Here is a 12,006-nt window from a genome sequence, read left to right on the forward strand (position 1 = left end):
GGCCGCAGGTTAAAAAAGCCCACTGCCAATAAACCAATAACAAAAGCGATAACAAGGAACATGCAATGAACCGGATTACCCTTTTGGCGCTAGGGCTGGGGTTCTGTCTTACGGCTCAGGCTGCCGACCCCATCACGCTCGGCCTCAACTATCCCCGTACTGGCAGCTACAAGGAAGAAGGTCTGGCGCAGATGCGTGGCGCCCTGATGGCCATCGACGAGATCAACCAGGCTGGTGGCGTTCTGGGCCGACCGCTGCAGCTGATCAGCCGCAACACCGCCTCACGTCCCGACAAGGCCATCGCCAACGTCGACAAGATGGCTGACGAGGGCGTAGCCATGCTCTTCGGCGGGGTCTCCAGCGCCGTAGCGATCGCCGCAAGCAAGCGGGCCAAGGAACGCGGCCTGCTCTACTTCGGCACGCTGACGTATTCCAACGACACCACCGGCAAGGACGGCCATCGCTACATGTTCCGTGAATGCAACAACGCCTGGATGAGCGCCCGGGTGTTGGGGCAATACCTCAACGAGAACATGCCCGGTAAAACCTATTTCTACATCACATCCGATTACACCTGGGGCCATACCAGCGAAAGCTCGCTGCGCCAGGCCACGGGCACGGTAGACCAAAACAGGCATCAAGGCGTCAAGACTGCCTTCCCCGGCGCACGTCTATCCGACTACCGTGCGGCATTGGAGAAAGCCTCGAACAGTGGTGCCGAGGTACTGGTGCTGGTCCTGTTCGGTGAAGACATGGTGCGCGCCATGCGCATCGCCGATGAACTCGGCCTGAACAAGAAGATGCAGATCGCAATTCCCAACCTGACGCTGTCGATGGTCGAGCTGGCAGGTCCCGATATCATGCGCGGCGTGCTTGGCACAGAACCCTGGACCTGGCGCGTTCCCGAGCTGGAAGGCTCCGAGCGCGGTAAAGCGTTCGTGCGCAACTTCGGCGACAGATATCAGACCCACCCCTCCAGCTCCGCCGCATCGGCCTACAGCATCGTCTACCAATGGGCGGATGCCGCCACCCGCGCCAAGAGCATCGGCAGCGAACAGGTCATCAGCGCACTGGAAAACCACAGCTATAGCCTGCTCAAGGGGCAGCAGCAGTGGCGCGGGTTCGACCACCAGAATGTGCAGACCGTCTATGCAGTTCGCGTGAAACCGCGCGAGGAAGTGCTCAAGGACCGCTTCAAGCAGGACTATTTCGAAATCGTCCACCGTCTGTCCGGCGAACAGGCCGCACCTACCCTGGCCGAGTGGCAGGAAGAGCGTCGCGCTGGCGGCCAGCCGACTAGACTACAGTGACCGATGCGGTGCGCCTGAGCGGAGATCAGGCGCACCGCCCGGCACTGCCGATGGATCGGAACGCTGCAAACCTTCGCAGCGCAGAGGGACTCTGAAGAGCAGCGGCGCTATCGTGTCGCACATCGGCCGAGCCTGACACGCCACGAGGATTCGCCCATGAGCACTGCTGTAGAGCCCTACCAGTCCGGTGTCTTCGACCTGACACACAAACTGACCGTGGAAAAACACGGTCACACCGCCCTCATCACCATCAATCATCCGCCCGCCAACACCTGGGATCGGGAGTCGCTGATCGGCCTCAAGCAGGTCGTGGAGCATCTCAACCACGATGACGATATCTATGCCCTGGTCATCAGCGGCCAGGGCGAGAAATTCTTCAGCGCAGGCGCGGATCTGAAGCTGTTTGCCGATGGTGATCGCAATCGTGCCCGCGAGATGGCCCGGCGCTTCGGCGAAGCGTTCGAGGCGCTACGGGATTTTCGCGGCGTATCCATTGCCGCCATCAACGGCTTTGCCTTGGGCGGTGGACTGGAATGTGCGCTGGCGTGCGATCTGCGTATCGCCGAGCAGCAGGCGCAGATGGGCCTGCCTGAGGCCTCCGTCGGGCTGTTGCCCTGCGCGGGCGGCACCCAGGCACTGGCTTGGCTGGTTGGCGAAGGCTGGGCCAAGCGCATGATTCTCTGTGGCGAGCGCATAACCGCCGAAACGGCACTGCGCATCGGTCTCATAGAACAGGTGGTCGAGCCCGGCCAGGCCCGAGGCCACGCGCTACTGCTGGCCGCCCGCATCGCGAGGCAAAGTCCCGTGGCGGTCAGGGCCATCAAACCCTTGATTGATGGCGCGCGGCAGCGCTTGCCGCATACCTTCGGGGCAGCTGAGCGCGAGGCCTTCGTCGAGCTGTTCGAGGCTGAGGACACCCTTGAGGGCGTCAACGCCTTCCTGGAAAAACGGGACCCACGCTGGCGCAACCGATGACTGCCTAAGCGGGCATTAGACTGCAAGCTCCCGGCGATGAGGATGCCCATGAACGTCATTTTCGAAGAACGCCCTGCACTACATGGCGCACGGATTGCCATAGCCACGCTGGACGCGGCGCAGCAACTCAACGCCTTGAGCCTGCCGATGATTGAAGCGTTGCTCGATCGATTCGCTCGCTGGGCCGCCGACCCGGATGTTGTCTGCGTGCTGTTGCGTGGAAACGGCATAAAGGCATTCTGCGCAGGTGGTGACGTTCGCCGCCTGGCCGAGGCGTGCCGAGCGGCGCCCGGAGTCGTGCCCGCACTGGCCGAGCGCTTCTTTGCCGACGAGTACCGCCTCGTCCACCTGATGCACCATTACCCCAAGCCACTGCTGTGCTGGGGCCACGGCTATGTCATGGGCGGCGGCATGGGACTGCTGCAGGGCGCAGCGATCCGTATCGTCACACCGGACAGCCGTTTGGCGATGCCGGAAGTTGCCATCGGCCTGCATACCGATGTCGGCGCGAGTTGGTTCCTGCCACGCCTGCCCGGCAAACTGGGCCTGTTTGCCGGTCTCACCGGCTTTCGGTTCAATGCCCGCGACGCGCTGGATGTCGGACTTGCCGACCGCTGCCTGACGAAGGAACAGCAACCCGACCTGATCGAAGGACTGGTGCAGATCAATTGGCAGGAGTACGCCGCCGGCCAGCTCCACAGCTTGCTGCGCGCCTTGGGCAAACAGGCGTCTGACAAGCTGCCTGAAGGGCGTTTGCTCAAGCGTCGTGACCGGATAGATGAACTGCTGGATGTAGCCGAGTTGGCACACGCCTGGCAGGCACTGGCCGCGCTGCACAGCGACCCGGACGACGTTTTTGCCGAGGCTGCTCACGCCCTGGGCAAGGCCTGTCCGCTCAGCGCCCACCTGATATGGAACCAGCAGGCGCGCGGACGCAAGCAATCGCTGACGCAGGCGCTGCAGATGGAATACGCACTCAGCCTCAACTGCTGTCGTCATCCCGAATTCGCCGAAGGCGTACGGGCCCGCCTGATCGACAAGGACAACCAGCCGAACTGGCACTGGCCAGATGCGCTCAACATCCCGCAAGCGGTGATCGCCGCCCATTTCCAAGCGCCATGGGCGGGGGCGCACCCTTTGGTCGATCTATAGCACTCAGCGCCGATAGTGCTGGTGCCGCCCGCCTCGCTCATAGTGCGGCCGCAGTCGATGGTCGCGCCCATCCCTGATGACCGGCGGACGCTGGTGGCGATGCTCCTGCCGCCAGTCCCGACGCTCGAAGCCCCGATGGCGATCGTAATACTGCGGCGGTAGCTGGCTTTGATAGCGCGGCGGCAGATTCCGTGGGTATTGCGGATAGTGGGAATAGGGGCTGCGCGGATCGTACTGCTGGGGACGGCTGTCCTGACGATAGCCCCGGTTGTAGCCCTGGCCGTAGTGACGCGAGCTCTGATTGTAGTAACGAGGGCTTTCGGCCTGGAAAACCCAGACGCCATCCCGGCGGTCCGCCTGTGCCGGCAGGCTCGTGGCCAGACCGAGGCAGAGCAGGACGAATAACGAACGAATGCTCATGGATACCACCTCCGATGGTTTCACAGGCTTCGAATCATCAGACCACAACCTCGCAATGACTGCTGAAACAGCAGACAATTGGCGCGCGCAGCCGCTCTTCAGCCTCGTCCGGACGTCGCTCAATCGACGCGACGGACTGCCGCAGCTTGTATGGCCGCGGCGGCTTCCCGATAATAGCGGCCCTTTAGCCCCACGGCTCTCGCAGAGCGCGACGGAACGGGACAAATCCTAGATGACCGAACTCGCCCTGATCATGGTTAGCGCCATCCTGGTCAACAATTTCGTGCTGGTGCAGTTCCTCGGTCTGTGCCCGTTCATGGGCGTTTCGAAGAAGATCGAAACGGCCATCGGCCTGTCGCTGGCGACCACCTTCGTGCTGACGCTTGCGGCCATGTGCAGCTATCTGGTTCAGCAGTACGTGCTCAAGCCACTGGATCTGGAGTTCCTGCGCACCATCAGTTTCATTCTGGTGATCGCCGTGACCGTTCAGTTCACCGAGATGGTGGTGAACAAGACCAGCCCGCTGCTCTACCGCGTACTCGGCATCTTTCTGCCGCTGATCACCACCAACTGCATCGTGCTCGGTGTGGCGCTGCTGAATGCCAACAAGGCCGAATTCACCTTCCTCACCGCCACCGTCAACGGCTTCGCTGCGGGCCTGGGTTTCTCGCTGGTGCTGGTGCTGTTCGCCGCCATGCGTGAGCGCATCGCCATCGCCGATGTGCCCAAGTCATTCCAAGGGGCCGCGATCGGTATGGTCACGGCCGGCCTGATGTCGCTGGCATTCATGGGCTTCACCGGACTGATCAAGCTATGAGCGCAGTTCTCATTGCAGTCCTCGCGCTGCTCGCCCTGTGCCTGCTCGGCGGCGCCATTCTTGGCTTCGCCGCGGTACGCTTTCGTGTTGAAGGCGATCCGATCGCCGAGCAGATCAACGCCTTGTTGCCCCAGACCCAATGCGGCCAGTGCGGCTATCCGGGCTGCAAACCCTACGCCGAAGCCATCGCTGGCGGCGACAAGATCAATAAATGCCCTCCAGGCGGCGAAGCGACCATCCAGGCGCTGGCTGACCTGCTCGACGTCGAGGCGGAGCCGCTGGACGCCGAAGGTGGCGAGAAGCCGCAGATGGTCGCCTACATCCGCGAAGCCGAATGCATCGGCTGCACCAAGTGCATCCAGGCTTGCCCGGTGGACGCCATTGTCGGCGCCGCGCGACAGATGCATACCGTGATCATTTCCGAATGCACCGGCTGCGATCTGTGTGTCGAGCCCTGCCCGGTGGACTGTATCGACATGATCGAAGTCGGCAGCAACCTGCAGAGCTGGAAGTGGAACCGGCCGTTGGCGCCCGGCCAGCTGATCGCGACTGACCGGGAGCAGGCCGCATGACCTCATTGAAAATCTGGGACATCCACGGTGGCATCCATCCGCCGGAGCACAAGGACCTGTCCAACCGCACGCCGATTCAGCCGGCACCGTTGCCTCAACGCCTGATCCTGCCACTGGCGCAGCACCTCGGTGCCCCGGCGGAGCCTTGTGTAACGCTCGGCGAGCGAGTGCTCAAGGGTCAACAGATCGCTGTCGCCAGCGGTTTCGTCAGCGCCCCGCTGCACGCCCCAACGTCCGGCGTGGTCAGCCTTATCGGCCCACAGCCCTACCCGCATGTATCAGGCATGCTCGCCAACGCGATCGTCATCGACAGCGATGGCGAAGACAAATGGATCGAGCTGCAGCCGCAGCCGGATTACCGTGAACTCGAGCGCCCTGCCCTGCTCGAGCTGATTCGCCAGGCCGGCATCAGCGGCCTCGGCGGCGCAGGCTTCCCCACCGCGGTGAAGCTCAGTCCACCACCGACGCAGACGATCCGCACGCTGATCATCAACGGCACCGAGTGCGAACCCTACATCACCGCCGATGATCTGCTGATGCGCGAGAAAGCCGCCCAACTGGTGGCTGGTATCGAAATCCTTGCGCACCTGATCCAACCGCAGGAAGTGCTGATCGGTATCGAGGACAACAAGCCCGAAGCGATCGCCGCCGTGCGCGCAGCCATCGGCGAGCGGCCGTTCGTTCTGAAGGTATTCCCGACCAAGTATCCGTCCGGTGGTGAAAAGCAACTGATCCAGATTCTCACTGGCGAAGAAGTCCCCAGCGGCGGGCTGCCCGCGGACATCGGCATGCTCTGCCAGAACGTCGGCACCTGTGTCGCCATCCATGACGCCGTACTGCTCGGCAAACCGCTGATCTCGCGCATCACCACCCTAACCGGCGAAGCGCTGGCGCGGCCGATGAACGTCGAGGTGCTGATCGGCACCGCCGTGGATGAGCTACTGGCCTTCGCTGGTCTCGAGCAGAACAGGCTCAATCGCCTGATCATGGGCGGCCCGATGATGGGCTTCACCCTGCCATCTCTCGAGGTGCCGGTGGTCAAGACCACCAACTGTCTGCTTGCCAGTGCCCTTGAGGAATTGCCGCCGCCACCGCCAGCGCTGCCGTGCATCCGCTGTGGTGAATGCGCCGAAGCCTGTCCAGTCAGCCTGCTGCCGCAGCAACTGCATTTCTTTGCCCTTGGCCAGGAGCACGAACAGCTCAAGGCCCATCATCTGTTCGACTGCATCGAGTGCGGTGCCTGCGCCTACGTCTGCCCGTCCAGCATTCCGCTGGTGCAGTACTACCGCGCCGCCAAAGGTGAAATTCGCGAACTGGAACAGAAGCAGCAGAAAGCCGAACACTCTAAGCAGCGCTTCGAACTGCGCCAGGAACGGCTGCGCCGAGCCGAAGAACAGAAGGAAGCCGAGCGCAAGGCCCGCGCCGAACGTGCAGCCCGCGCCAAAGCTGCGCAAAGCGAAGCTGGAGCAGCCACCATCACGACGGCGGCTCCGGTCCAGGCCCAGAAAGCGGGCCTTTCCGACGCGCAGAAGAAACTGAAGATCGAAGCCAGCATGGCCCAGGTTGCCTTGAAAAAGGCCGAAAAGCAGCTCGCCGCCCACGACACAGCCGAACTGCAGGCGCAGGTCGCCGATCTGCGCAAAGCCGCCGAGGCGGCGCAAAACGCGCTGGATGCCGCCATGCAGGAAAGTGCCAGTACCGCGTCGGCACCAGCCACCACGCCGGTGGACGAAGAGGCGCTGAAAAAGGCCAAGATCGAAGCAGCCATGCTCAAGGCGCAGATCCGCAAGCTGGAGAAGGTCGAGACGCCGGACGACGACCAGCAGGCCGAACTCGCCCGCCTGCGCCAGCAACTGCACGAAGCCGAACAGGCCCTGACCGCCGCGCAAGACGCAACACCCGCGCCGGCCGCCAAACCGGCCGATGACGAGGCGCTGAAGAAAGCCAAGATCGAAGCGGCCATGCTCAAGGCACAGATCCGCAAGCTGGAGAAGGTCGAGGCGCCGGACGACGACCAGCAGGCCGAGCTCGCTCGTCTGCGCCAGCAACTGCACGAAGCCGAACAGGCTCTGGCCGCCGCGCAGAGTGCTGCGCCCGCTCCCGCCGCCAAGCGGGCCGCTGACGAGACGCTGAAGAAGGCCAAGATCGAAGCGGCCATGCTCAAGGCGCAGATCCGCAAGCTGGAGAAGCTCGAGTCACCGGACGACGACCAGCAGGCCGAACTCGCCCGCCTGCGCCAGCAACTGCACGAAGCCGAGCAGGCCCTGGCCGCCGCGCAGAGTGCTGCACCCGCTCCCGCCGCCAAACCGGCCGATGACGAAGCGCTGAAGAAAGCCAAGATCGAGCTGGCGATGAAACGCGCCGAACTCAAGAAAGCAGAGAAAGCCGGTGCAGACGAGGCAGAACTCAGTCGCCTGCGTGACGCACTGGCCGCAGCCGAGCAGGCTTTGCATGCCGCAGAAGACGCCTCGCAAAAGCCTGCGCCGGAACTGGTACGCACCAGCAAGCCAGGCGTCGATGATCGCCAGAGAGAACTCAAGACCGAACTTGCCTTTGCCCGAGCCGACCTGCGCAAGCTGGAGCGTGACGAGAATGCAGAGCCGGGCGCGGTAGAAGCGGCCCGCACACGGTTGAGTGAAGCGGAGCGCCAACTCGCGGACTACCAAGGCTCATGAGCGCTGCGCATGGAACAGGCGCAGCGCTGGCGCCATTAACGCATCTGATTCGTCGGAAGGTTGCTTAGCCTTCCAATGACAACGCTTTAGACCCGGAGAGCCAATGGCCCTGCCCCGCATCACCTCGCCCCACGCCAAGGGCCCCAGCCGTACCCAGCGGGTCATGCTGCTGGTGCTTGCAGCCACGCTGCCCGGCGTGGTTGTCCTGACTTGGCTCTACGGCGCCGGCACGCTGATCAACCTGGCCTGGGCCTGCGCCGCTGCGCTGGGTTTCGAAGCCGCGATTCTCCGGCTGCGTCAGCGTCCGGTAGGTTTCTTTTTGCGCGACGGTAGCGTGCTGGTGACCGCCGTGTTGTTGGCACTGGCTTTGCCACCCTATTCGCCCTGGTGGCTGACGTTGATTGCCACTGGCTGCGCCGTGGTTTTCGGCAAACAACTGTATGGCGGGCTCGGCCAGAACCCCTTCAACCCGGCGATGATCGGTTACGTGGTGGTGCTGATTTCCTTCCCGGTGGAAATGACCACCTGGCCGGTGCCGCACAGCGTCGGGCTGAGTGCCGGCTTGCAGCACATCCTCGGCATCGCCTCGCTGCCCGATGGCTGGACCCAGGCCACGGCGCTCGATGTACTGAAGGTGAACAAGAGCCTGACCATCGGCGAACTGTGGAGCAACCCGGCCTTCGGCCACTTCGGCGGCATCGGTTCGGAGGTGGTGAACCTGGCATTCCTGGCTGGCGGCCTGTTCCTGCTGCACAAACGGCTGTTCAGCTGGCACGCGCCGGTCGGCATGCTTGGCGCCCTTCTATTGATGAGCCTGGTGTTCTGGAATGGCTCGGGCTCCGATAGCAACGGATCGCCGCTGTTCCACCTGCTCAGCGGTGCCACCATGCTCGGCGCCTTCTTCATCGTCACCGATCCGGTCAGCAGCGCCACCAGCCCGCGCGGACGCCTTATCTTCGGCGCCGGCGTCGGTATTCTGGTGTATGTCATCCGCGCCTGGGGCGGCTACCCGGACGGTGTGGCCTTCGGCGTACTGCTGATGAACCTCGCCGCCCCCACCATCGACTACTACACCCGCCCGCGCACCTACGGTCACCGTAAGGCCGAGCGCGGCTTCAAGCTGGGCGAATGATCATGATGCTTCCGGAAATCAGTCGCTCGATGTTGAAGAACGCCGCGGTGCTGGGCCTGTTCGCAGTCGTCACGGTGGGCGCGGTGACACTGCTCCAGCAAGGCACTGCCGAACATATCCAGGCCGCCGAACGTGCTGCACAGGTACGCGCACTAGGCGAAATTCTGCCGGCTGGCAGCTATGACAATCACCTGCTCGATAACAGCGTGCTGCTCCAGGACCGCTTGCTGGGCAACCGAAGCCCACTGCCTGCCTATATCGCCATCAAGGACGGCCGGCCGACCGCCGTGATCCTCCAGGCCATCGCCCCGGATGGCTACAGCGGCGCCATCCATCTGCTGGTCGGCATTCGCGCCGACGGCCGTGTCGCCGGTGTCCGGGTTATCGGCCACCGGGAAACGCCAGGCTTGGGTGACAAGATCGACTTGGCCAAGAGCCAATGGATTCGGGGCTTCGAAGACAAGTCGCTGGAAAACCCGCAGGCCGAGGGCTGGGCGGTGAAGAAGGATCGCGGCGAGTTCGACCAGTTCGCTGGCGCCACCATCACACCGCGGGCCGTGGTCGGCGCGGTGCACCGCGCGCTGCAGTACTTCGATGCACACAAGGCCGAGCTGCTAACGCCCGGAGGAGAGACGACCGAGGCCACTGGCGATGCCCTGGAAAGCCGCAGCGAACCTGAGGAAACCACCGTGCATTCCCGGGCCGGCAGTGCCGCCACGCGCGATGAACTGCGCACCACCGAGCCGGCCGCCGAGCCGCAAGGGGATCAGCCATGAGCACACCCAGCTACCGCGAACTGACCGTCAACGGCCTGTGGAAGAACAACCCGGCACTGGTGCAGCTGCTTGGCCTGTGCCCGCTGCTCGGCGTCAGCAACTCGGCGGTCAACGCCCTCGGCCTCGGCCTGGCAACCATGCTGGTACTGACCTGTTCGAATATCGGCGTCTCGCTGGTGCGCGGCGTGGTCAACACCGCGGTGCGCCTGCCGGCATTTGTGATGATCATCGCCGCGCTGACCACCTGCATCGAGCTGCTGATGCAGGCCTTCACCTATGAGCTGTATCAGATCCTCGGCATCTTCATCCCGCTGATCACGACCAACTGCGTGATCCTCGGCCGCGCCGACGGCTTCGCGGCCAAACACAACCCGCTGATCGCCGGCTTCGATGGCGTGGTCATGGGCATCGGCTTCTGCCTGGTGTTGGTAGTGCTCGGCGGCCTGCGCGAGCTGTTCGGCACCGGCGCGCTGTTCGCCAACATGCATCTGCTGTTCGGCCCCATCGCCAATGACTGGCAGATCACCCTGTTCAACGACTACAAAGGCTTCCTGCTGGCCATCCTGCCGCCTGGCGCCTTCATCGTCCTCGGTCTGCTGATCGCCCTGAAGAACCGGATCGACCAACAGCTCGCAGAGCGTGCCCGTGCCGCTCAGCCAGCGGCGCCGGCTGCCAGTCGCCGCGTGCGCGTAACCGGCGTGATCGAGTGAGCCTGACCGGATGAACAGCGAAAAACGCCGGGAGATTTTCCGACGCCTGCATGAAGACAACCCCGAGCCAAAGACCGAACTGGCATACAACACGCCTTTCGAACTGCTGATCGCGGTGATTCTTTCGGCGCAGGCCACCGATGTCGGCGTAAACAAGGCCACCGCCAAGCTCTATCCGGTGGCCAACACTCCAGAAGCGATCTATGCACTTGGCTACGACGGGCTGTGCGAATACATCCGCACCATCGGCCTGTATCCGAGCAAGGCGAAGAACGTCATCGAGACCTGCCGCATCCTGATCGAGAAGCATGGCGGCCAGGTGCCGGACAATCGCGAGGATCTGGAAGCACTTCCCGGGGTGGGCCGCAAGACCGCCAACGTGGTACTGAACACGGCATTCCGCCAGTTCACCATGGCGGTGGACACCCACATTTTCCGGGTCAGCAACCGCACCGGCATCGCTCCCGGAAAGAACGTGCTTGAGGTGGAGCGCAAGCTGATCCGCTTCGTGCCCAAGGAATATCTTCTCGACGCGCACCACTGGCTGATCCTGCACGGGCGCTATGTCTGCAAGGCGCGCAAGCCGCAATGTGGCAGCTGTCGGATCGAAGACCTGTGTGAATACAAGCACAAGACTTCCGACGATTGAGCGGGCCAGCGAAAAGCTTGTATCGCGATTGAAAAAAACTTTTTTACCGGCTTCGAAATTGCGGCTATAAGGTGCGCCAAGAGCGCCCCGTAGCCGTGGAGTGAACAAGTGGCCGAGAAAGAAGACATTCAGATCGAAGACGATTTCATCGCCGAAGATGACGACGAGAGCAGCGAAGCGCCCGTCGAGGTCGCCAAGACCAATCTGACCAAGCGCCGTATCATCGACAACCTGCTCGAGGAACGCCGCCTGCAGAAGCAGTTGAACGACTTCGACTTCGATCTATAAAGAAAAAGCCCCGAAAGGGGCTTTTTTCATATCCGCTTATTCATGCCGCCGATCAGTCGGCGCGCTTGGGCGAAAGCAGTTCAATCTTGTAACCGTCCGGATCCTCGACGAACGCCAGGATGCTGGAGCCATGCATCATCGGCCCTGGTTCACGGGTGATCTTGCCACCGCGCGCCCGGATATCTTCGCAGGCCTTGTAGACGTCCTCGACCTCCAGGGCGATATGACCATAGCCGTTGCCCAACTCGTAGGTCTCGACGCCCCAGTTGTGGGTCAGCTCGATGACGCTGTTGTGCGCTTCGTCGCCGTAGCCGACGAAGGCCAGGGTGAACTTACCGTCCGGATAGTCCTTGCGGCGCAGCAGGGTCATGCCCAGCACTTCGGTATAGAAGGCGATGGACTTATCCATATCGCCGACGCGCAGCATGGTATGCAGCAGTCTCATGATTCAGATCTCCTCGTTCGGCAGCGCTTGTGGCAGTGCAGAAAGTACAACCCCGGCACATGGCCGGGGTCGGTTGGCTCAGGCG

The 12,006-nt window shown here is 62.9% G+C and carries 13 protein-coding genes; 11 read left to right on the forward strand and 2 right to left on the reverse strand.

What is annotated here, in order from left to right; all coding sequences use genetic code 11:
* Positions 1–65: 65 nt before the first annotated feature.
* From PSEST_RS15120 to PSEST_RS15130, 3 genes are all read left to right on the forward strand, one after another.
* The gene (locus PSEST_RS15120) at positions 66–1,310 is read left to right on the forward strand and encodes an ABC transporter substrate-binding protein (RefSeq protein ID WP_015277843.1); all 1,245 of its coding nucleotides are present in this window, start codon (positions 66–68) and stop codon (positions 1,308–1,310) included.
* A gap of 156 nt (positions 1,311–1,466) precedes the next feature.
* Positions 1,467–2,285 carry an enoyl-CoA hydratase gene (locus PSEST_RS15125; protein ID WP_015277844.1) on the forward strand — a complete coding sequence of 273 codons (819 nt, stop codon included), beginning with the start codon at positions 1,467–1,469 and terminating at the stop codon, positions 2,283–2,285.
* Between the two features lie 48 nt (positions 2,286–2,333).
* A complete protein-coding gene (locus tag PSEST_RS15130; protein WP_015277845.1) occupies positions 2,334–3,437 on the forward strand; it encodes an enoyl-CoA hydratase/isomerase family protein in 1,104 nt (367 codons plus the stop codon).
* Between the two features lie 3 nt (positions 3,438–3,440).
* Here the strand turns inward: PSEST_RS15130 and PSEST_RS15135 are convergent, their stop codons facing one another.
* Complete coding sequence (locus tag PSEST_RS15135; RefSeq protein ID WP_015277846.1) at positions 3,441–3,857, reverse strand: hypothetical protein; 417 nt, start codon at positions 3,855–3,857, stop codon at positions 3,441–3,443.
* Between the two features lie 232 nt (positions 3,858–4,089).
* Here PSEST_RS15135 and rsxA point away from each other — a divergent pair, with 232 nt between their 5' ends.
* From rsxA to PSEST_RS15175, 8 genes are all read left to right on the forward strand, one after another.
* Positions 4,090–4,674 (forward strand): electron transport complex subunit RsxA, encoded by a 585-nt coding sequence (rsxA, locus tag PSEST_RS15140; RefSeq protein WP_003282096.1) that lies wholly within the window; start codon positions 4,090–4,092, stop codon positions 4,672–4,674.
* A complete protein-coding gene (rsxB, locus tag PSEST_RS15145; protein WP_003282093.1) occupies positions 4,671–5,246 on the forward strand; it encodes an electron transport complex subunit RsxB in 576 nt (191 codons plus the stop codon). Before rsxA ends, rsxB begins: the two co-directional genes overlap by 4 nt.
* A complete protein-coding gene (gene rsxC / locus PSEST_RS15150) occupies positions 5,243–7,921 on the forward strand; it encodes an electron transport complex subunit RsxC (protein ID WP_015277847.1) in 2,679 nt (892 codons plus the stop codon). The genes rsxB and rsxC overlap by 4 nt, the downstream gene beginning before the upstream one ends.
* Positions 7,922–8,024: 103 nt before the next feature.
* Entirely contained in the window at positions 8,025–9,053 is a 1,029-nt protein-coding gene (locus PSEST_RS15155; RefSeq protein WP_015277848.1) for an RnfABCDGE type electron transport complex subunit D, read from the forward strand.
* 2 nt (positions 9,054–9,055) lie between these two features.
* On the forward strand, positions 9,056–9,829 hold the full coding sequence (rsxG, locus tag PSEST_RS15160) for an electron transport complex subunit RsxG (protein WP_041757040.1): 774 nt from the start codon (positions 9,056–9,058) through the stop codon (positions 9,827–9,829).
* Positions 9,826–10,539 (forward strand): electron transport complex subunit E, encoded by a 714-nt coding sequence (locus PSEST_RS15165; RefSeq protein WP_015277850.1) that lies wholly within the window; start codon positions 9,826–9,828, stop codon positions 10,537–10,539. The genes rsxG and PSEST_RS15165 overlap by 4 nt, the downstream gene beginning before the upstream one ends.
* Positions 10,540–10,549: 10 nt before the next feature.
* Positions 10,550–11,188: an endonuclease III gene (gene nth, locus PSEST_RS15170; protein WP_015277851.1), complete on the forward strand. Its 639-nt coding sequence runs from the start codon at positions 10,550–10,552 to the stop codon at positions 11,186–11,188.
* Between the two features lie 108 nt (positions 11,189–11,296).
* Positions 11,297–11,476: a PA3496 family putative envelope integrity protein gene (locus PSEST_RS15175; protein WP_003282969.1), complete on the forward strand. Its 180-nt coding sequence runs from the start codon at positions 11,297–11,299 to the stop codon at positions 11,474–11,476.
* A 52-nt stretch (positions 11,477–11,528) separates the two neighbouring features.
* Here PSEST_RS15175 and gloA read toward each other — a convergent pair whose 3' ends face one another.
* A complete protein-coding gene (gloA, locus tag PSEST_RS15180; RefSeq protein ID WP_015277852.1) occupies positions 11,529–11,921 on the reverse strand; it encodes a lactoylglutathione lyase in 393 nt (130 codons plus the stop codon).
* Between the last annotated feature and the right edge of the window lie 85 nt (positions 11,922–12,006).

The organism is Stutzerimonas stutzeri RCH2, from assembly GCF_000327065.1.
In the GTDB taxonomy this organism is placed as follows: Bacteria; Pseudomonadota; Gammaproteobacteria; order Pseudomonadales; family Pseudomonadaceae; genus Stutzerimonas; species Stutzerimonas stutzeri_AE.